The organism is Microvirga ossetica (genome assembly GCF_002741015.1).
Lineage (GTDB): Bacteria > Pseudomonadota > Alphaproteobacteria > Rhizobiales > Beijerinckiaceae > Microvirga > Microvirga ossetica.
In genome coordinates, this window is record NZ_CP016618.1 from 464,579 (window position 1) to 484,537 (window position 19,959).

16 protein-coding genes and 2 pseudogenes are annotated in these 19,959 nt (G+C 61.1%); 9 read left to right on the top strand and 9 right to left on the bottom strand.

Features of this window, described 5'->3' with window-relative positions; genetic code table 11:
* Positions 1-14: 14 nt before the first annotated feature.
* The 7 genes and pseudogenes from BB934_RS47875 to BB934_RS36770 form a co-directional block, all read right to left on the bottom strand.
* A complete protein-coding gene (locus tag BB934_RS47875; protein WP_157934552.1) occupies positions 15-179 on the bottom strand; it encodes a hypothetical protein in 165 nt (54 codons plus the stop codon).
* A gap of 110 nt (positions 180-289) precedes the next feature.
* A pseudogene (gene gltA / locus BB934_RS36745) lies at positions 290-496 on the bottom strand (citrate (Si)-synthase); the annotation flags it as partial.
* A gap of 506 nt (positions 497-1,002) precedes the next feature.
* Positions 1,003-1,707, bottom strand: coding sequence for an aquaporin (locus BB934_RS36750; RefSeq protein WP_099514677.1), 705 nt, complete (start codon positions 1,705-1,707; stop codon positions 1,003-1,005).
* Entirely contained in the window at positions 1,704-2,117 is a 414-nt protein-coding gene (gene arsC / locus BB934_RS36755) for an arsenate reductase (glutaredoxin) (RefSeq protein ID WP_099514678.1), read from the bottom strand. The genes BB934_RS36750 and arsC overlap by 4 nt, the downstream gene beginning before the upstream one ends.
* A 10-nt stretch (positions 2,118-2,127) precedes the next feature.
* Positions 2,128-2,670 carry an arsenate reductase ArsC gene (locus BB934_RS36760; protein WP_099514679.1) on the bottom strand — a complete coding sequence of 181 codons (543 nt, stop codon included), beginning with the start codon at positions 2,668-2,670 and terminating at the stop codon, positions 2,128-2,130.
* Entirely contained in the window at positions 2,663-3,019 is a 357-nt protein-coding gene (locus tag BB934_RS36765; protein ID WP_099514680.1) for an ArsR/SmtB family transcription factor, read from the bottom strand. The genes BB934_RS36760 and BB934_RS36765 overlap by 8 nt, the downstream gene beginning before the upstream one ends.
* Positions 3,020-3,660: 641 nt before the next feature.
* Positions 3,661-4,752 carry a DUF3616 domain-containing protein gene (locus BB934_RS36770; protein ID WP_099514681.1) on the bottom strand — a complete coding sequence of 364 codons (1,092 nt, stop codon included), beginning with the start codon at positions 4,750-4,752 and terminating at the stop codon, positions 3,661-3,663.
* 218 nt (positions 4,753-4,970) lie between these two features.
* Between BB934_RS36770 and BB934_RS36775 the strand changes: the two genes are divergently transcribed.
* A complete protein-coding gene (locus tag BB934_RS36775) occupies positions 4,971-5,951 on the top strand; it encodes a DMT family transporter (RefSeq protein ID WP_099514869.1) in 981 nt (326 codons plus the stop codon).
* A gap of 448 nt (positions 5,952-6,399) precedes the next feature.
* Here BB934_RS36775 and BB934_RS36785 read toward each other — a convergent pair whose 3' ends face one another.
* The gene (locus BB934_RS36785) at positions 6,400-7,806 is read right to left on the bottom strand and encodes an adenylate/guanylate cyclase domain-containing protein (protein WP_099514683.1); all 1,407 of its coding nucleotides are present in this window, start codon (positions 7,804-7,806) and stop codon (positions 6,400-6,402) included.
* A gap of 478 nt (positions 7,807-8,284) precedes the next feature.
* Here BB934_RS36785 and BB934_RS49680 point away from each other — a divergent pair.
* Positions 8,285-8,476, top strand: a pseudogene (locus BB934_RS49680) (IS110 family transposase); the annotation flags it as partial.
* Between the two features lie 296 nt (positions 8,477-8,772).
* Positions 8,773-10,176, top strand: a complete 1,404-nt coding sequence (uxaC, locus tag BB934_RS36795; protein ID WP_099514684.1) for a glucuronate isomerase — start codon at positions 8,773-8,775, stop codon at positions 10,174-10,176.
* 22 nt (positions 10,177-10,198) lie between these two features.
* Here uxaC and BB934_RS36800 read toward each other — a convergent pair whose 3' ends face one another.
* Positions 10,199-11,209: a LacI family DNA-binding transcriptional regulator gene (locus BB934_RS36800; RefSeq protein ID WP_173909556.1), complete on the bottom strand. Its 1,011-nt coding sequence runs from the start codon at positions 11,207-11,209 to the stop codon at positions 10,199-10,201.
* A 381-nt stretch (positions 11,210-11,590) separates the two neighbouring features.
* Here BB934_RS36800 and BB934_RS36805 point away from each other — a divergent pair, with 381 nt between their 5' ends.
* Genes BB934_RS36805 through uxuA form a run of 6 tightly spaced genes read left to right on the top strand, consistent with a single transcriptional unit; the run spans position 11,591 to position 19,764 of the window.
* The gene (locus BB934_RS36805) at positions 11,591-12,871 is read left to right on the top strand and encodes an ABC transporter substrate-binding protein (protein WP_099514686.1); all 1,281 of its coding nucleotides are present in this window, start codon (positions 11,591-11,593) and stop codon (positions 12,869-12,871) included.
* A gap of 60 nt (positions 12,872-12,931) precedes the next feature.
* A complete protein-coding gene (locus BB934_RS36810) occupies positions 12,932-13,969 on the top strand; it encodes a carbohydrate ABC transporter permease (protein WP_099514687.1) in 1,038 nt (345 codons plus the stop codon).
* 7 nt (positions 13,970-13,976) lie between these two features.
* On the top strand, positions 13,977-15,026 hold the full coding sequence (locus tag BB934_RS36815) for a carbohydrate ABC transporter permease (RefSeq protein WP_099514688.1): 1,050 nt from the start codon (positions 13,977-13,979) through the stop codon (positions 15,024-15,026).
* A gap of 16 nt (positions 15,027-15,042) precedes the next feature.
* Positions 15,043-16,119 carry an ABC transporter ATP-binding protein gene (locus BB934_RS36820; protein ID WP_099514689.1) on the top strand — a complete coding sequence of 359 codons (1,077 nt, stop codon included), beginning with the start codon at positions 15,043-15,045 and terminating at the stop codon, positions 16,117-16,119.
* A 22-nt stretch (positions 16,120-16,141) separates the two neighbouring features.
* On the top strand, positions 16,142-18,520 hold the full coding sequence (locus tag BB934_RS36825) for a glycoside hydrolase family 31 protein (RefSeq protein ID WP_099514690.1): 2,379 nt from the start codon (positions 16,142-16,144) through the stop codon (positions 18,518-18,520).
* A 44-nt stretch (positions 18,521-18,564) separates the two neighbouring features.
* The gene (gene uxuA, locus BB934_RS36830) at positions 18,565-19,764 is read left to right on the top strand and encodes a mannonate dehydratase (protein ID WP_099514691.1); all 1,200 of its coding nucleotides are present in this window, start codon (positions 18,565-18,567) and stop codon (positions 19,762-19,764) included.
* Positions 19,765-19,959 lie beyond the last annotated feature (195 nt).

Below are 19,959 nucleotides of genomic sequence, written 5' to 3' on the forward strand. Positions count from 1 at the left end.
CTTCGACGGCATGCTCAGTCTTCGACGGAGTTCTCGGGAGCGACCTTCGCCATCCACGGCTCAAAGGTCTGGTCGATCTGCTCCGCGAGATCGAGGACCAGATGATGGAGCGGGTGCTCGAGGTGGAGGATGGAGGTGCAGGCCGGAGCTGCTGCGCCAAGTTCGGTGACTATGGTCATGTTCTGTCCGTGCAATTCTCGTGCTTTCACCAGGGCTACACGCCTTCCCTTGGATGGCGTTGGGGCGCCACTTGCTTGCCTCGGGATGGGGACGCCTGTTCGGTGCGGGTATAGCCGCGGTCGAATAGGATGCCGGCGTCGATGTAGGTGATCTTCGACTCGCAGGCCGCCGGGGAGGTGAAGCCCGGGTCATAGGTGGACACCCTGGGCTGGCCATACAGCTTCGAGATGTCGATGACGCTCGGTCCGATGATGTCCAGCGGGATCGCCAGTTCGACCGACTTGTCGTCGATGTTGAGCGTACGGGCCATAGGCATTAATCCGTCCTGTGCAAAGCATGGAGAGGGATAGTCGTCGAATTGATCTGGGTCCAATATATTGTTTTGTGGTTTATAATATTGAAAACATATCGGTGGATCTGCGTCAGCTCAGGTACTTCCTCACGACCGCCGAGGAATCCAAGGCCGGTCACCGGCTGGGGTATCCATGGTCGTTATCTACATCCTGTCCAAGATCTGCGCCTACAAGCTCTATTGTTAGATCGCGTGCGAGTTGTCGGAACTCTCCGGCCAACAATCGCGATTGTGTGTCATTGGGCTCCGAACCCAGACCCCGCCTCTTGCTCCGCCCAAACTTCTGAGCGGCTTGCGGTTTTTGCTCAGAGTGAGAGGGTCACGACAGGCGCCGACGTGACCCCTCTGTTGTAGCTATTTGTCTCGATTATTCAGCCGGTTGCTCGCGGGGAGGGTGTGTGGACACCCGCCTTGGCTCCAGCTTGCCGAAGTCCGGCACGTTGAGGACCGAGAAGTCAATGTTGGGTAGATCACTCACCAGCCATGGCTCCGGATTTCGATGGGGTCCGTACGGAACTCAGCAGCCACTGCATCAGTGCCATTGCTCCAAGGGCGCCGACGACCTGCGCGACGATGAACATCGGCACGTTGCCCGGCGCGATCCCCGCGAATGTGTTCGTCAACGCACGGGCAATCGTCACCGCCGGATTGGCGAACGAGGTCGAGGCGGTGAACCAATAGGCTGCCGTGATGTACAGGCCGACCGCATAGGGAATTGCCTCGATCCGGAAGCGCACGACCGTCAGGATGGTGACGAGCAGCCCGAAGGTGGCGACGAACTCGGCAAACCACTGCGCCGGCCCGGTCCGGGCGGTGCCGGCGAGCTGAAGCAATGGCAGGTCGAACATGCCATGGGCGACCAGCGAGCCGAGGCAGCCGCCGATGACCTGGGCTACCGTGTAGGAACCGACCTCCGGCCAGGGCAGGGCGCGGGTGAGTCCCATGACGAGCGAGACCGCCGGGTTGAAGTGGGCGCCGGAGATCGGCCCGAGGCCCAGGATCAGTACGGCCAGGATCGCCCCGGTCGGGATCGTGTTGCCGAGCAGGGCCAGCGCCACGTTCCCGCCGGCGAGCTTGTCAGCCATGATCCCCGAACCGACAACGGTCGCAACGAGCAGGCCGGTCCCGAGCGCCTCGGCGGCCAGACGTTGTGCGGGCGCAAAGGTGTCGGTCACGCGCTGGCCACCCGCCGCCCGTGTTCGTCGACCACGCGCTCGCCGTCCTCCTTAACGAACTCGCCCTGCTGCGGCGGCAGGAGGTCGAGAACCTCTTCGGACGGCCGGCACAGGCGCACGCCGTTGGGCGTGACGACGATGGGCCTGTTGATCAGGATCGGGTGCGCCATCATGGCGTCGAGAAGCTGGTCGTCGGTCAGGTCAGAATTGTCGAGGCCGAGTTCCCTGTAGGGCGTGCCCTTCTCGCGGACCGGGACGCCCATGCGGTCGATGAGCTGCCGCAGCATGAGGCGGGTCGGCGGTGCCTTCGGGTACTCGATGACATGCGGCTCGATCCCGGCATTGCGGATCAAGGCCAGCGTATTGCGGGACGTGCCGCAGTCCGGGTTGTGGTGGATGACGACATCCATCGGAGAGACCTCAGGCTTGGCGGCGGTCGAAGGGATGGACGGTGGTTGGGGTCGCGCCCTCCAGGCGTCCGATCTCCTTCAGGTGATGGGTGAGGGCGATCTGGTCGAGGCTCGCCATCGGCAGCGCCAGATAGGCGGAGATCCGGTTCTTGATGTACTTGAAGGCCTGGACGAACGCCTTTTCCTTCTCGATGTCAGGCCCCTGGACCGCCGCGGGATCCTCGATGCCCCAGTGGGCGGAGGCCGGATGGCCCGGCCAGACCGGACAGCTCTCGCCCGCGGCGCTGTCGCAGACGGTGAAGATGAAGTCCATCGTGGGCGCATTCGGTCCGGCGAACTCGTCCCAGCTCTTCGAGCGGAAGCCGTCGGTCGGGTACTCGAAGCTCTCCAGCACCTTCAGGGCAAACGGGTTGATCGTGCCCTTGGGCTGACTCCCGGCCGAGTAGGCGTTGAAGCGGCCGGCGCCGTCCTTGCGCAGGATGCCCTCGGCTAGGACGGAACGGGCGGTGTTGCCCGTGCACAGGAACAGAACGTTGTAGGGACGGTCAGCCATCGGCGGTCTCCTTCGGAGGGCAGCAGGGGGTCAGCGCGTCGACCAGCGGGGCGCAAACATCCAGGTGTCCGCCGCAACAGTCCCTGAGCAGGAAGGTCACGACCTCGCGGAGCCGATCGAGTTCGGCCCGATAGATGATCGAACGGCTGCGGCGCTCGGAGCGGACGAGGCGCGCTCGGGACAGGATGCCAAGATGCGAGGACATGGTGTTATGCGGAACGGCCAGTTCCCGGGCGATGTCGCCGGCTGGAAGACCCTCTGGCTCGTGCTTCACCAAGAGCCGGAACACGTCGAGGCGGGTCGACTGGGCCAGGGCCGCGAGAGTAAGGATGACGTTCTCTGATTCCATATGTCGGGATATATGGACATATAGTGACCAGCTCAAGTCATTTCTCGCGTTCGCGCGGCTGGTCCGCTGGATCATGTCAGCGAAAGCGCCGTGGACCGGGCCATCCTGAAATTCCCTCGCGAGAATGTCGAGGTTGGGGTTGCCGACCCAACGTGGAAAAGGGCCTCAGCTACCTGGGCCAAGCCTTGCGGAAACGACCCGCGCGGTCCGCTATGCTGTCGGCGGCGGCTGACAATCCACGTGCAGCACATCGAGGCTGCCGAACTGTAGTCTAAAACCCAGCTCCCGCACGATGCAGTCAACAGCGTAAACCCGATCGAGCCTCTGGTGTCCGTTGACATTTTGGTGTGAGACGCCGTTGTGAGCTTATTCAGGCACCTAGCTGTGCGCTTCTAATCTGAGAATGTGCATGTGAATTGAGAATTTCCGGTGAGGTGGACACTTCTTTTGAGACAATCGCCTTTCAACGTTGGCCTAGAATTCAGAGCCGAAGGCTGTGATCACCGAGAGCGCAGGATTTTCGAATTGACGTTTGAAGTGAGACAACGGGCCGCCTGTTTGTCTCATTTTTGATGTCCAAGTTCGTTTTCTCAGTTCAAGATGTCAGCTGACATCAGACGCGCGGTTCAACTCTGGCCTTATCATGCGCGACGCGGACAAATCACGTCAGCCCGCACGGTGAACGTGTCAGGGTCAGTCCGCTCCGGAGCCGGGGCATCATAAATGATCAGCAAGGCGCCGGCGCCTGCTTCAGGCCAGAGGTCCAGACCCTCGGGATGATCCACATGCAGCCGATAGGGCAACTCGGCGACAGTCTCAACGCGCTCCGGAGCAATGACCCCGGAGCCGTTGTCGTGAGCCGCATGCCGCCACCGCAGGACAAACGCCGGGCCTTCGAGCGACATGGTTGGCCGCACAAGCAGAAGAAGATCATCGCCCTCAAACCGCATGTCGCGGATGCCCAGACCGCGAGTGTCGAGCAGATGCTTGCGGTAGCGTCGTTCGCCATCGACCCGGCGTGCCTTCAGCCGAAGTGACGCTTTTGACCTCAGTTCAAGATCGAGAACCACGGCGTGGCCCCGCAACACTGGGCCGCGCAGTCCCAGCCAGACACGGTTCCCGCGCACTGCTAGGCCCTCGACGTCGAGGCCGTTCTCTTTAGCTGGGATCTTCAGAAACGGTCCGAGGTGTGGGTCCGCTGCCAGCCAGTGCTCAAGCGCGCTCTGCTTCTTGCCGAGCTTGAGCCAGGCAGCCTGCCGCTCACCGTCTGACCGGGCAGGGGTGAAGAGCCCTGCCGCCTCTACAAGGGGGATTCGGCCCAGGAAGTAGCGGTTGGGTTCGCGCTCAATCTCCACCATGTTCTGGAGGGCTTGGCTGTGATCAGCCTCATCCGGCTTGGGCTTGGAGCGCTTGCGCGCATGCGAACCGACCACCCAGAGGAAGTCCTCCGCCTCACACAGCCCCTCAATGTCCATCTCGCCGGCCGGGCTGGCTGGCAGGTCGACCAGAGCATCCAGGACGAAATGCTGATGATCGCCAAAGCTGCCGTCCTCCAGGCGTCGGAGCCGTTCGAGGCTTGCGGTCTCGTCGCAGGCGACAAAGAGACTGTCTCCGATGCGTGCGACGGCGGATAGGTCCTTGTGCAGCGGGTCTTCGACATGCCGTAGTGGTCGCCAGTCAGTAAAGGTGAGCGGGATCTGGCCGATGGCTTCTGTGGCGCTGGTGTCCGGCATGATGAGTCCTGTAGAGGCGATGCTGGAACGTCAACGCGCGAGCCAGGGGCAGGATTTCTCGTCTGTGACAAGCACCGGTTCGGCCCCGGCGTCAGCCAGAATTAAGGTTCTCCAGGCACAAGCAGACCTTCACTTGCCGCGCCCGAACTTCCCAAGGTGACCGAGGATATTTCAAAACTCGAACAAGCCCCGCCTTTACGAACTTTTTGTACAACTTCATGTCTTTTGCCGAGAATTTCGGGGTCTACCATGGCCGATTGTGCTCGCCGACCATCATTGATCAAGAGGACCAATGTTATTCGTTGAATGGAGCCGCCATCAGTCGTGATCGTCCACTTCGTGGCATCGCCTTCATGCTTGCGGCGCTGGCCTTTTTCTCATGCTCAGACGCAGCGTCTAAGCTCATGACCACTGCCTTACCAGCGGTCGAGGTGGCTTGGCTGCGCTTCTGCGTGTTTACGCTCTTGATACTCGGAACCGCAGGGTTCACGGGGCAGATGCAGGCCCTCCGCTCGAGGCGCCCCGTCCTGCAGACACTCCGAGCTCTCGGCGTGCTGGGCTCGTCGATCTTCTTCATCATGGGATTGGCGTTCCTGCCAATGGCTGAAGCCACGGCCGTCTCTTTCATCTCACCCATGATCGTGACCGCGCTGTCGATCCCGGTCTTAGGCGAGGTGGTCGGGTGGAGGCGGTGGAGCGCGGTCGTGGTCGGTCTGATCGGCGTCCTCATCATTGTGCGGCCCGGCGCCGGAGCGTTCGACACAGCTGCGATCTTTCCCCTTTTGTCCGCTGCCAGCTGGGCCGTTGCCTTGGTTGTCACGCGCAAGATGAGCGGCTCCGATAGCCCCCTAGTCTCGCTGACCTTTGCAGCGGTTGTGGGCTTGCTGGTGACCTCCATCATTGTACCGTTCGTTTGGGTGACTCCCGGCTGGCGTGAGCTAGGCTTGGCACTTATCACAGGGGTGGCATCCACGATTGCCCAATGGCTGGTCGTCTTGGCCTTCCAGCAGGCGCGCGCTTCAGTGCTCGCACCATTTTCCTACAGCCAGCTCGTCTGGTCTGGGTTGCTGGGCTATGTCATCTTTGGCAACGTGCCGGATCGCTGGACGCAGGTCGGGGCGGGTGTGATCATCGCCAGTGGTCTCTATACCGCCCATCGCGAGCGCACCGTCAGAATGTCATCAGCACTTGCGAAATAGGCCAGCGTACGAAACCGGACCCCACGGCCGAAATCACGAGATGTGCGCTGCGATCTGTTAAAGAAAGTACAACTGTTAGATTCACAATTGAAAGAGCAGGCTAACCAGCCCAGCCGCACTCTATGTTTACCTTGGAACGATACAAATCCATCGACCAAATCATCAAGAAGAACCGGTTCGTCGCGACGGTTGGCCCGATCGCGAGCGAGCATGATGCAAAGAACTTCATCGCCGCGCATTCCGATCTACGTGCCAAGCTCAACTGCGGGGTTTGGCGGGTGGGTCAGAGCTACCGGTGTAGGAGAGCATAACGATTTATGGGCAACCAGTAATGAAACCGTTTTAGGAGCCCACCATTTCGACACCTTTACTTGCCCATCAATAAAGGCTGCCCCACCAAACCTCATACTCCCCAATTCACACTACCGTCGGCTTGCGCGTTGCCATTCTATGGAATTTCGTAGATCGTCATCTCATCAGAGATCCCCCGCAGAACTGTGGAGTGCGGCTCAGGCCTAACACCAACAGTCTTGAGCAGCCGGGACGACTGAGGATCATCGATCACTGACCCCGTCGCACAGATTGCGCGAGCATCGGCCACCCCCTGGACACGAGCCGCCACATTGACGGTCTGACCGAAATAATCCTGGCGGTCGTTTAAGGTCACCGCGAGACAAGGCCCTTCATGAATTCCAATCTTGAGGTAGAGATCCTCCCGCTGCTGCTCCTCATTGAGGCGACGCATTCCTTCGCGCATGCGGAAGGCTGCGGCGATCGCCTGCTGTGGAGTGGGAAAGGTCGCCATTACCGCATCCCCGATCGTCTTCACAACGGCTCCAGCTTCGGCGACTACACTCTCGGACAGGACCCGAAAATGCGCCCGCACGAGGTCGTACGCCGCGAGATCGCCAATGCGATCGTACAGCTCTGTTGAGCCTCTCAGGTCCGTGAACAAGAAGGTCATGCTGGTGATCTTCAAGCGCTGGTCCACGTCGAGCATATCGGTCCGGTGAAGATCCCGGAAGGTCTGGTTGGTCAAGAGACGCTTGGCGGTCAGATATGGCCGTCGCCGCGCGACAAGATCATTGAGCCGTTCATCCGCAACCCACACTGTCGGCAGAAGCCGCACGTCGCGGTGGTTCTCAAGTGAGAGACGGACCGGTCCAGGGTGCAGCTCGACGGGCTCGCTTGCCGCCATGGCGTGATCAAACACGAGCGAGAGGCTTTGGCGCTCGCGGGCCGCCGCGCCCTTGACGTCGATGAACTGCGTCGCATGAGTCACCGGGTCGAAGATGATGACGAACTTCTCCGGCAGCTGCAAAGACAGGATCGCCTTCTCACCGGGAGGCAGCTCAAGAGCCTCAAGGGTGATCTCCTCAACCACCGATTCCAGGTTCTCGGGCAGAGCGACACCAGAACTCCAGAACATCTGCCGGCAATACTCCCAGATAGGAAGACCGTTCGGATCATGCCCAGCGATCTGGCGGAGCCGCGGGCTTACGGTAAAGGTTACCTCGACGATCTCGTCCAGGTTCGGCTCATAGCCGATCGCGCAAAAGGCGCACCGATATTCGGCACGATTGATCGACTTCAAGCTGGTGCCTGCGTCAAGAACACCGCCACAGGCTGGACACAACACATTCCATGACATTTCAAATAGCCCAAGGCGCGTGGCGTGCAGGAAGGCGGCGATCGCCTGTTCTTCATCAACGCCGTTGTCTTTTGCGAAGGCAAGCGCATTCACGCGATGCAGTGCACGATCAGGGGCTTCTCGGACGAGGTGCTCTATGGCGGCGACGGCTTGAGAGTCGGCCACTTGTCTGAGGGGTGGGAAGAGAGCGTCAACTTGGGACATGGCCAACATCCGCCATTTGAAGTCCGGGCTATTACGCACGTGAAATTGTAGGCGGTTCTACCCAGAGGACTTCGTCCGCCAACCAGGTCACCCTTATACCGTATGCCAACATAATGGGCTCGGGTGACGCCTTAGCCCGCCAACACTGCCAGTGGTGAAGTTGAGATATGTTCGCGATATGTTCTGGATACGCCCTCGGGCGTATCCCGTCAATCCGAATCTGTCCTCCCACGACTGTGATCGGTCCGCTTTCCTTTACTCGGGCAAGTTGGGGCTGGACACTCTTGGGCTTCATCCATGGCAATCACCCTAACTGATAGGGCGCTGCCGGGAGCAGGCGCCGTCCACATGGGGTAATCGCGGGAGCAAGGCGCCCCGAACCAGTTACGCTCATGGCAGCCGGTGGCTGTTCCCCGATAAGATGGAAAGACGGGCTCACGACGGGAAGCCGGGCCCAAGCATCGAATGGAGAACAGCCATGGATGACTATATCGGGCTCGACAGGTCGATGAAAGAGAGGCCGTATCGATCCGCCGGGGCGGCAAGCGCGTCTGGCGCGGCAAATGCCCCTCTGATCCCGAGCTGATTGCTGACCTGATCCGTAAGCGCGCACCGTCTGTGAAGCGGGTGGTGTTCGAGACTGGTCCTTTGTCGGTGTGGTTCTACCTAACCAGAAGCACGGGGATCGCGCCGTGCCAAATGGTTGACCTGATCCACCGATTGTGCTGGTTGAGCATCCTGGCGCTCCTTGATTCAAGCCCGCACTTCGCCGCGAATTTCTTCTGCGCCAAGGACAGCCACGACGACGTGATCAATTCGCGATCAAGCGGCGCATTCTGCAACCGCTCAGCGCGTCCTGCCCACCTTCATTGCAAAGGAGTGGGGGGCGTTTTAAGGTTTGCTCGATGAGGTGCTCGCAACCGGCCTGAGAAATGGGCTCGGGCGAAGTGCCGAAGGGAGTGCGCCATGCTGATTCATCCGGACCGGCTGTTTCCTGTCGAGCCCGCCACTCGCGATGTGGCGTACAGGCTCTATGCGGAAGTGCGGGATCTGCCCATCATCTCGCCGCATGGCCACACGGATCCCCGCTGGTATGCGGAAAACGAGCCGTTCCCGGATCCGGCGGCACTCTTCGTCATTCCCGATCATTATGTTTTCCGCATGCTTTACAGCCAGGGCGTGCGGCTGGAAGACCTTGGTCTCGCGACAAGGGACGGCGGCGCCGTCGAGCGCGACCCGCGGGCGATCTGGCGTCGCTTCGCCTCGCATTATCATCTCTTCCGCGGCACACCCACGCGTGCCTGGCTCGATCATACCTTCGCGACCCTGTTCGGTTTCACCGAGCGGCTCTCGGCCGCAAATGCGGATGCCTACTACGACCGCATCGACGAGGCGCTGCGCACGCCGGAATTCCGCCCGCGCGCGCTCTTCGATCGCTTCCGCATCGAGGCCATCGCCACGACGGAAAGCCCCCTCGATCCGCTGAAGCATCACGAGACCATCCGCCGATCGGGCTGGAAGGGACGGGTGGTGACGGCCTATCGTCCGGATCCGGTCGTCGATCCCGAATTCGAAGGCTTTCGCGAGAACCTCGTCCGCTTCGGTGAGATCACCGGCTGCGATACCGCGACCTGGGGAGGTTATCTGGAAGCGCATCGCAAGCGGCGCGCCTTCTTCCGCGAATATGACGCTACTTCCACCGACCACGGCCACCCCACCGGGCGGACCGCCAACCTTTCGCAGGCCGATGCCGAGGCCCTCTTCCGCCGCGTCTCGACGGGAGATGCGAATTCTGAGGATGCGGAGCTGTTCCGTGCCCAGATGCTGACCGAGATGGCGGCCATGAGCGTGGAGGACGGCATGGTCATGCAGATCCATCCTGGCTCGTTCCGTAACCACAACGATGCGCTATACCGCCGCTTCGGTCGCGACATGGGCGCCGACATTCCGCTGCAGACGGACTACGTTCGTGCGCTCAAGCCGCTGCTCGACCGCTTCGGCAACGAGCCGAACTTCACGCTCATCCTCTTCACTCTCGACGAGACGAGCTACTCGCGGGAGCTGGCGCCGCTTGCCGGGCATTATCCGGCTTTGAAGCTCGGTCCCGCCTGGTGGTTCTTCGATGCGCCGGAGGGCATGCGCCGTTTCCGTGAGATCACGACGGAAACCGCCGGCTTCTACAACACAGTCGGCTTTAACGACGACACCCGAGCGTACTTGTCCATTCCGGCGCGGCATGACGTCGCCCGCCGGGTGGACTGTGCCTATCTCGCCAACCTCGTGACCACACATCGCCTCGATGAGGATGAGGCGCATGAGGTAGCCCACGATCTCGCCTATCGCCTCGCCAAGGAGGCCTACAAGCTGTGAGACGGGATCTAGGCGCGTTGGATTAGCGAACGATCAGCGTATGCGGCAGAAGCTGCTCTGAGGGCTTCTCACCTGCCCATAAGGCTTGCAACTGATCCAAGACCTTAGGGCCGAACTCCGCATACGGGATATGGACCGAGGTCAGCCAGGGAGCAATCCAGGCATTGAGCTTGTTGTCGTCGACCCCCACAATCCTGCATTCCTCAGGAATCCGGATGCCTTGTTCTGTCGCCAAGCGATAGGTCCCATAAGCCATGAGATCGCTCGGACAGAGCAGCCCCTGAGGCCATGGTAGTCCGTCAACTAGCCTCTGAGCCGCGGCGTAGCCCACCTCCATATGTGTCAGGCCCGGTGCTTCGGCCTGTCGTATCGCTTTGCGCGGCAAGCCAAGTTCCTCGAGGCGTGTGACGAAGCCGTCCACACGGTCGAATGACGCCGAGGATCCTTGCGTGGGGTAGATGACAGCAAGGTTTCTGATGCCTCGTGCCCACAGGTGATCAGCTGCATCTGCCCCGGCACTCCAATTGTCGATGCCTACAAAGGAGCCTCCTCCATTAGGGTTTTGACGACCGACAAACACAATAGGATCTCCCCGGGCAACAGAGGCGGACAGTGCTTCGCTGCGCACCGCATTGACGACAACATATCCCTGCACGACCTGCGACCGCATGGCCTGCAGGTATTCATCCTGAAGTTCCGCGCGGTCATGGGTATCGCACAGGATCATCACGTAGCCGGCAGAGCGGAGTGCTGTCTCGACAGAGGCTGCGATAGCCGCCATGGCCGGGTTGTCGAGATTAGGCGACAGCATGGCGACAATCCGGCTTTCCCGCCTGCGCAGGGTCCGGCCGACGGAATTGGGCCGGTAGCCGAGGGCCACCACAAGCTTCTGGACCCGCTCGACGGTTTCGGCTGACGCGCGGCGAGTCTCGCCATTCACAATCCGGGATACGGTCGCAATCGAAACCCCAGCTTGGGCCGCCACCGTCGCGAGTGAAACCGGTTCCTGTCTGAACTGCCTCTTCTTGCTCATCCGGCCTGATCCACCACTTTGGCCTATCATCCATCGATGGTCTCGGATGATGCCGCCAAGATAGCTACCCTAAAGAACGATAGACAACTAGGCAAACGTTTGCCAAAGTACGATTCAGCAGCGGCGCTTGGAACTTTTCAGCTTCCGGGCACATGTCTGCGGCAGGGCCATCGCATCGCCGAGAACCGGTCGCCATCCGGTGCACTTCGGGATGCCGGCTTGACCGAATACTGGCCGACCGCGGTTCGATCGAATTCCTCCGTTGCAGAGGATCCAGCTGGTCCCAAGGCCGGGTTTTAATGAGATCTGACGCCTCTGCGGCGCTACAGATCCAAGCAAATCTCGACGTTCGTTCGGCGAGATAACGAAATGGAGGAAGCAATGAAGGGCACAAAAATGCTCCTGGGCTGTGCCGTACTCGCGGCAAGCCTGGCAGTTGGTTACGCACAGGCGCAGACGACCCTGCGGATGACCTGGTACTCGGACGGCAACGAAGGCGAGGTCATGTCCGACCTGCTGCGCCGCTTCGAGGAGCAGAACAAGGACATCAAGGTCGTTCTCGATCAGGTTCCGTTCAAGGCCATTAACGAGAACCTTCCGGTTCAGCTCGCAGCAGGTCAGGGGCCTGACCTTGCGCGCGTCGCAGACCTCGGCGGGGTCGCGCGCTACATGCTCGACCTGCGCCCCCATCTGAAGGACGCGGCCTATTTCGAAACCAGTTTCGGACCCTTCCTCGAGTGGATGCGGCTGCCGGGCGACACGAGCTCGATCCCGGGCTACATGACCCAACTCACCCTGACTGGGCCTTTCGTGAACAAAACCCTGTTCGAGCAGGCGAATGTCGCGATGCCGGGTCCCAAGGCAACCTGGGAAGAGTGGGCGAAGGCCGCCAAGGATGTAGCCGCGAAGGTGCAGGCCCCATTCCCGGTCGCCATCGATCGGTCAGGCCATCGGTTCTTCAGCCTTGCGATCACGCAGGGCGCCAAGGTGTTCAACGAGAAAGGTGAGCCCGCCGTCGTGGACGAGGGCTTCAAGAAAGCCGCGCAGCTTGTCTTCGATTGGCATAAGAACGGTGTGATGTCGAAGGAGCTCTGGGGCTCGGTGGCGGGCACCGCCTATCGCGGCGCCAACGACGAGTTCAAGAATGCACAGGTTGTGGTGTACGAGTCGGGCTCCTGGCAGATCGGGCAGTTCGACAAGACCATCGGCGCCGACTTCGACTGGGTCGCTGTTCCGACCCCCTGCGGTCCAGCCAACTGCTCCGGCATGCCAGGAGGCGCAGCGCTGGTCGCCATCAAGACGACGCAGCATCCAAAGGAGGTCGCGCGTCTCGTCGAGTATCTTGCCAGCGAAAAAGTGGCCGAGGAATTCTACGAGCGGTCGCTGTTCGTCCCGGGCCATCTTGGTCTCGCCAAGAAAGGGCTCGAGTACAAGGCCGCTTCGCCGCAAGCTAAGGCCGCTCTCAAGGTCTTCAGCGATGGCGTGGCGCAGCTTTCCCCGGTTGCCAACAAGCTGCAGGGCTATGTCAACAACCGCGTGATCTTCAACGCTGTGATCAGCCGGCTCGGCCAGACCATTGCCGGCGAGGCCACGCTTGACGAAGCCTACAAGCGCATCACGGCTGATGTCGAGCAGCAGATCGCCGAGCGCAACAAGAAGTAAGATCTGGAATGTGTCCCGGGCGACGCTGCCCGGGACATTCTCACCTCCACCGGAGGCCGCATGACCCTCACGTCAAAGCCCTCTCTGACACCGTCGTCCGATCCAGCAGGCCGCCGCACTCAGCCGCATGGGGCACACCCTATCCTGAGGCAGGCCGCGCGGATCATCGACTGGCCGATGTCGTGGCTGCAGCGCCTCATCGGCGAGAGGCGGATGCCTTACGTTTTCCTGCTGCCGAACCTCATGTTCTTCGGCCTGTTCGTGTTTGTGCCGATTGGCATCAACTTCATCTATTCAGTCACCGGCGGACCTGCGCTGTTCCCATCCGAACGACCCTATGTAGGGGCTGGCCAGTATGCCTATCTGTTCGACTGCGCCTCTTACGTGGATCCGAGCAGCTGCCGCGAGGACCACTTCTGGCGCGGCGTCTTCAACACACTCAGGTTCACCTTCTTCCAGGTGATCGCAATGGTGGGGCTGTCGCTCCTGACGGCCATCGTGCTCAACATGAAGATCCGCGGACGCGGCTTCTTCCGCGCCGTCTATTTCTTTCCGGTTCTGCTATCCCCCGTGGTCGTCGCACTGATCTGGAAGTGGATCCTGCAGCGCGACGGGCTGTTGAATGCCGGCATCATGGCGTTGGATGGCGACAAGATCCTGTTCCTCAGCGAACCCGGCTGGGCGATGTTCTGGGCCATCTTTGTGTCGGTCTGGGCTCATATGGGCTTCTACACCCTCATCCTGCTGGCCGGCCTGCAGGCCATCCCGTCTGACATCTACGAGGCTGCCGAGATGGATGCGACGCCCCGCTGGCGCGTGTTCTGGCGTCTCACCCTACCCCTGCTTTGGCCGAACTTGATCGTCGTGATCGTGCTGGCCTTGATTCGCGCCGTTCAGACCTTCGACGAGGTCTTCGTGCTGACCGGAGGAGGGCCCGGCACCTCCACCTTGATGGTGGTGCAGTACATCTACGAAACTGCATTCTCGAACCAGGTTCAGAATTTCGGCCTCGCGGCGGCGGCTTCTGTCGTGCTCGGCATTGTGCTGTTCGCGCTGACGCTAACGCAGCTCGCCTTCACACAACGCAAGTCCTCGTGAGGTCATCATGAACATCGCCAATCTCCTCACTGCTCGCCGGAATGCTAAACTTTGGCACTGGACCGACATTGCAGCCTATGCGTACTTGCTGCTCGGCGTCGTATTGATGTTCGGCCCTGTCCTGTGGCTGGTCTTGTCGTCGTTCAAGACACAGGCGAGCCTGCTTGAATTCCCGCCCTCTCTTTTGCCGATGTCGCAGAAGGAAATCCGTGTGGAAGGATTCCCGCAGCCGTTGCCCCTCTTCACGGTGACCATGGAGGACGGGTCTACGCGCGAACTCGCCCAGATCCGCCGTGTCGGCATCCAAGCGCAGATGATCGATCCGGCCAATCCGAGCCAGCAGCTCAGGGTGCCCATCGACAAGCGTGTCCCGGTGCGCCAGTTCGCGCTCGCCACGGAAAACTACACCGAGCCCCTGGAGCGCTTCGCGTTCCCACAGTTTCTCGCCAACTCAGTCTTCGTGACGGTGGTCGCGACCCTGATCACCCTTCTGATCAACTCCATGGCGGCCTACGCCCTTTCGATCTACGAATTCAAGGGCAAGAATGCCGCCATGCTGATGGTGATCGGCACGCTCATGATCCCGATCACGATCATCCTGGTGCCGGTCTATCTGGTGGTGACCAAGCTCGGACTCGTCAACTCGCTCTGGGCCGTGATCCTGCCGGGGGCCGCGACACCGACGGGGGTGTTTCTCCTGCGCCAGTACATGCTGACCCTGCCGCGCGACCTTATTGAAGCCGCCCGCATGGACAAGGCCTCGGAATGGCAGATCTACTGGCGCATCGTGATCCCCCTGTCTCTGCCTGCGCTGGCGGTCTTGGCGATCTTCTCGATCATGTGGCGCTGGAACGAGTTCCTGTGGCCGCTTGCCGTCCTGACGAAGACGGAATCCTACACACTGCAGATCGGCCTCAACGCCTTCCAGGGCGAGTTGCAGACCCAATGGCAGTACCTTCTTGCGATGACCGTCATGACCCTGGCCCCGGTCGCCATCGTCTTCGTATTCCTGCAACGCTTCATCACCACCGGTATTGCCAATACCGGGATGAAATAACCCGCTTGGTTGAATCATGGCAGACCTCAGGCTCACCGATATCAAGAAGTCCTACGGCAGCGCGACAATCATTCATGGCGTAGACCTCGCGATCGCAGATGGCGAGTTCGTGGTGTTCGTCGGTCCCTCCGGCTGCGGCAAGTCCACGCTTCTGCGCATCATCGCCGGCCTGGAGCAGGTCAGCGGCGGCGACATCCGGATTGACGGTCAGAGTGTCACGAACGTTCCGGCCTCCGATCGGGGGCTTGCCATGGTGTTCCAGTCCTATGCGCTCTACCCGCACATGAGCGTGTACAAGAACATGGCCTTCGCTCTCGAGAACATGGGCCTCAACCGGAGCGAGGTCGACCAGCGCGTGCGCCGCGCGGCCCAGATGCTGCGGCTCACCGACTATCTCGACCGCAAGCCCAAGGCTCTCTCGGGCGGCCAACGCCAGCGTGTCGCGATCGGACGCGCGATCGTCCGCGATCCCAAGATCTTCCTGTTTGACGAGCCGCTGTCGAACCTGGATGCGGAGCTGCGGGTCGCCACACGCAAGGAACTTGCTGCCCTGCACGGGGAGATCGGTGGCACCATGATCTATGTCACTCACGATCAGGTCGAGGCCATGACCCTGGCTGACCGTATCGTGGTGCTGCGTGCCGGACGCATCGAGCAGGTGGGAACGCCGTTGGAGGTCTACAATCATCCAGCCAATCTCTTCGTAGCAGGCTTCATCGGTTCGCCGCGCATGAACCTGCTCCCGGCGCGCGTGGCAGGTACCGGCCAGGTCGCCGTTGGAAACGACGCCCGATCAATCGCTGTGCCCTCAACCGGCCAGACCGCCTCTGGAGCCGACATCACGCTGGGGGCGCGGCCGGAGCACATCGATGTTGTGGATGAGGCCCAGGCCGATCTTGTCATCACCCTGGACCTGGTGGAGCAGCTCGGTGGCGAGACCTACCTGTACGGATCGGCTCCGGGCCTGCCGCAGGTGACCGTGCGCCAGGATGGACAGGCCAGGTACGAACGGAACCAGAGGCTCGGCCTGCGCCTCAGGCGTGAATGGCTTCACCTTTTCGACGCGGACGAGAACGCGATCCGCATTCGCTGATACTGCTGAGGAGACCATTTCGATGAAAGCGTTGACCGAGGGTCGCTACCGCGGCCGCGATGGCATCTGGGCAGTGTTCGATCTCGGCTTGGAGACGGAACTGCGGGTCGGGATCCTGGAGCAGGATATCGGCCGGGTCGTCATGAAACGCGACGGCGGCTATCGCCTTGACCGCGGCTGGAGCATCGCGCCCAATGGCCTTGAGCCGTCTTACGAAGGGAGATCAAGGGACTCCACCGAAGGGTTCACGTGCCCTGAAGCGTCCGTGACGGAACAGAGCGGCACGGTCGTGCTCGAAACCCCAGGTCTGACGGCCGTGGTAACCCTGTCCCCTTTCGGCATCGCCTGGCACCGGACCGGCGAAAGCCATCCCTTCCTGCGAGACCGTCCGACGCAGGCCTATTTCGTGTCACGCAAGACTGGCGCCCTTCAGCATGTCATGGCGCGCGATGAGCACGAGCGCCATTATGGCATGGGCGACAAGGCAGGCCCTCTCGATCACACGGGCCGCCGCTTCAAGATCGACGCGGTGGATCCGTGCGGCTTCGACGCGGAATTGAGCGATCCGCTCTATAAGATGATCCCGTTCGTCGTCGTCGACGGCCCGGCGGGTGCGCACGGCGTTTTCTATGACAATCTCGCTATCGGCGAGATGGATCTCGGCTGCACGATCGATAACTACCATGGGCTGTTCCGGTCCTACAGCGCGCAGGATGGTGACCTCGATTTCTATGTCCTCGCGGGCCCCAGTACTCCGGATGTGGTGCGGCGCTTTTCCTGGCTGACGGGCGGCCAGGCCTTCGCGCCGAAATGGACACTGGGCTTCGCCACCACGACGATGACCATCACGGACGCGCCGGATGCCGATGCGAGGATTACGGACTTTATTGAGAAGTGCCGTTACCACCGGATCCCCTGCGACAGCTTTCATTTCGGCTCCGGCTACACGTCCATTGGGCACCGCCGCTATGCGTTCAACTGGAACCGCGATAAGTTTCCCGACCCCGCGGGCACCATGCGCCGGCTGAAGGAAGCCGGTAAGCAGCCGGTCACCAATCTCAAGCCCTGCCTTCTGGATGACCATCCCCGCCTCCATGAGGCGAAGGAGCAGGGAATCCTCGTTATGGATGGCGCGACGGGCCAGCCGGCCGTGGCACAGTTCTGGGACGGCTTGGGCTTCCACGTCGACTTCACGAACCCTGATGGGCGCGCCTGGTGGCGGGATGGAATTCAAACTGCACTGCTCGATTACGGTGTCGTCTCAGTCTGGAACGACAACAACGAATACGAGATCTGGGACGAGGACGCCATATGCAACGGTGATGGGCGTCCATTCCCGCAAGTCTTGGCACGACCGGCGCAACCGCTTCTCATGACGAAGGTCTCCTATGAGACGCAGGCCGCCCACACGCCAGGGAAACGACCCTATGCCATCACACGCGGTGGGGCAGCCGGCCTGTGGCGCTATGCCCAGACGTGGTCCGGCGATAACGAGACGGCTTGGAAGACCCTTCGGTTCAATCTGACCCAAGGGCTCAACATGAGCCTGTCCGGCATGTTCAACATCGGGCATGACGTCGGCGGATTCCACGGACCCAGTCCGAATGCGGAGCTGTTCTGCCGGTTCGTGGAATTCTGCGCTCTCTGGCCACGTATGGTCATGAACTCCTGGAAGGACAGCGGCATCGTTAACCTGCCGTGGATGCACGAGAGTGTCATTCCTCAGGTTCGTGACGCCATGACACTGCGCTACCGGTTGATGCCTTACCTCTACACACAGATGTGGCGGGCCTCACATGAGAACGAGCCAGTCGTGCGTCCGCTGTTTTATGATTTCCCCAATGACCGTGCCGCTCTTGAAGTCCAAGACAGCTTTATGCTCGGGCCAGACATTCTGGTCGCGCCCGTTCTCGAGGAGGGAGCAACGGACCGAGAGATTTATCTGCCTGAGCATGCCGGCGGCTGGTTCGACTTCCACGACGGACGCCACTTCGAAGGTGCGCAGATGATCACGCTCCCAGCGCCCCTCGGACGCCTGCCTGTCTTCGTCCGGTGCGGCGCCATGATCCCAGTCACCCGGCAGACCGACGGGATCGATCCGAGCGCCGACACGCAGCGCGAGTTAATTGTCTTCGGTGCTTCGCAGGACGTCGCCGATGCATGCCTCTACGAGGATGACGGAGATACGTCGGACTGGCAGGGCGACGGCCGGCTGGAGCTTCGCTTCCAGCTGCGGCGAAGCGGGAAGGATCTCGTATTGTCTGTCGATTCTATCGGCTCCTACCGGCCAGCTTTCGACACGGTTTCGGTTCATCCGGTCGCCATCGAAGGGCAGATCCGGGTCGAAACGCCGAAGGGATCCATCAACGTCGTGCCAAGCACACCGGGGTTCAAAGATTGAGAGCGTACCGCATCGATGCTCAAACAGCATGAAGGACGTGATCCATGAGAGAAGCTTGGCGATGGTTCGGCCCCAATGATCCGGTAACGCTGGATGCAGTTCGTCAGGCAGGAGCCACGGATATTGTATCCGCGCTCCATCATGTCCCGCCGGGTGAGGCGTGGTCGCTCAACGATGTTGAGCGCCACCGCGACCTTATCGAGATCACGCCACCTGGGCGCTCGCCGTTGAGGTGGTCGGTGATCGAGAGTATACCGGTCGCAGACGACATCAAGCGGCACGGTGCTGGTGCCAAGCAATCCATCGCAGCTTGGATCGCGAGCCTTGAGGCCGCGGCCCAGGGCGGCCTCAAGATCATCTGCTACAACTTCATGCCCGTGGTGGACTGGACCCGGACGGATCTCGATTGGCCGCTTCCGACCGGCGCCACCGCCCTGCGCTTCGATCAAGATGCTTTTGCCGCCTTCGACCTCTATATTTTGAAACGTCCCGGTGCGCACAGCTCGTACGATCAGGAGGCTCAGGCTCGGGCGAAGATGGCGGCCGATGCGCTGGACGATGCTGCTGTCGAGCGGCTGACGAAAACCATCGCAGCGGGCCTGCCGGGATCTACGACCGACGCCCTGGGCCTAGGGGCGTTTCGCGACCGGCTCTCCGCTTATGAAGGCATCGACGCTGCGAAGCTGCGCCAGCACCTGATCGAGTTCTTGGAGCAGGTCACTCCCGTCGCAGAGAGGCTGTCGGTCAAGCTTACACTCCATCCAGACGATCCGCCACGGCCGCTCTTTGGGCTGCCTCGCGTCGCATCGACAGAGGAGGACTATGCGGCTTTATTCGCGGCCGTACCGTCCGAGGCCAATGGTATGTGCTTCTGCACCGGTAGCCTCGGCGTGCGCGCAGATAACGACCTTCCTGCCATGGCCCGCCGCTTCGCATCACGCATTTACTTCGCTCATCTGAGGGCAACGCGACGGGAGCCGGACGGACTGAGCTTTTACGAAGCCGATCACCTTGAAGGCGACGTCGATATGGTTGCAGTCATGGATGCTCTCCTCAAGGAGGACCATCAGCGGACGGACGGCGAGAAGATCCCGTTCCGCCCCGATCATGGGCACCGTATGCTTGATGACCTCTCTTCAAGCCGGCGAGTCAACCCAGGTTATACCGCAATCGGGCGCCTCAAAGGCTTGGCTGAGCTGAGAGGGGTCATAAAGGCTTTGGACTATCAGTATGGTCTAGGATGACGGTGCCGCGGCGGCTGTGATGCGGCCACACAACCGGCGCGAACCTATCCTGTGTAGTGCTTATACGCGCGGCCTCGTTCGTGCCAGGTGCGTTGTGAATGGACGTTCCATGCGCTCCACCGTTCGCCAAGGCAAATACGCGATTGGACCCTTCCGGATGGATACTTTAGGTGCTGCTGAGTATCAGCCAGGTCC

Excerpts from the sequence above, each read along its gene's own strand:
- BB934_RS36775 (WP_099514869.1), top strand. The coding sequence starts at position 4,971 with ATGTCTTTTGCCGAGAATTTCGGGGTCTACCATGGCCGATTGTGCTCG.
- BB934_RS36800 (WP_173909556.1), bottom strand. The coding sequence starts at position 11,209 with ATGAGCAAGAAGAGGCAGTTCAGACAGGAACCGGTTTCACTCGCGACG.
- BB934_RS36810 (WP_099514687.1), top strand. The coding sequence starts at position 12,932 with ATGACCCTCACGTCAAAGCCCTCTCTGACACCGTCGTCCGATCCAGCA.
- BB934_RS36820 (WP_099514689.1), top strand. The coding sequence starts at position 15,043 with ATGGCAGACCTCAGGCTCACCGATATCAAGAAGTCCTACGGCAGCGCG.
- uxaC (WP_099514684.1), top strand. The coding sequence starts at position 8,773 with ATGCTGATTCATCCGGACCGGCTGTTTCCTGTCGAGCCCGCCACTCGC.
- BB934_RS36805 (WP_099514686.1), top strand. The coding sequence starts at position 11,591 with ATGAAGGGCACAAAAATGCTCCTGGGCTGTGCCGTACTCGCGGCAAGC.
- BB934_RS36770 (WP_099514681.1), bottom strand. The coding sequence starts at position 4,752 with ATGCCGGACACCAGCGCCACAGAAGCCATCGGCCAGATCCCGCTCACC.
- BB934_RS36825 (WP_099514690.1), top strand. The coding sequence starts at position 16,142 with ATGAAAGCGTTGACCGAGGGTCGCTACCGCGGCCGCGATGGCATCTGG.
- arsC (WP_099514678.1), bottom strand. The coding sequence starts at position 2,117 with ATGGATGTCGTCATCCACCACAACCCGGACTGCGGCACGTCCCGCAAT.
- BB934_RS36785 (WP_099514683.1), bottom strand. The coding sequence starts at position 7,806 with ATGTCCCAAGTTGACGCTCTCTTCCCACCCCTCAGACAAGTGGCCGAC.
- BB934_RS36760 (WP_099514679.1), bottom strand. The coding sequence starts at position 2,670 with ATGGCTGACCGTCCCTACAACGTTCTGTTCCTGTGCACGGGCAACACC.
- BB934_RS47875 (WP_157934552.1), bottom strand. The coding sequence starts at position 179 with ATGACCATAGTCACCGAACTTGGCGCAGCAGCTCCGGCCTGCACCTCC.
- uxuA (WP_099514691.1), top strand. The coding sequence starts at position 18,565 with ATGAGAGAAGCTTGGCGATGGTTCGGCCCCAATGATCCGGTAACGCTG.
- BB934_RS36815 (WP_099514688.1), top strand. The coding sequence starts at position 13,977 with ATGAACATCGCCAATCTCCTCACTGCTCGCCGGAATGCTAAACTTTGG.
- BB934_RS36765 (WP_099514680.1), bottom strand. The coding sequence starts at position 3,019 with ATGGAATCAGAGAACGTCATCCTTACTCTCGCGGCCCTGGCCCAGTCG.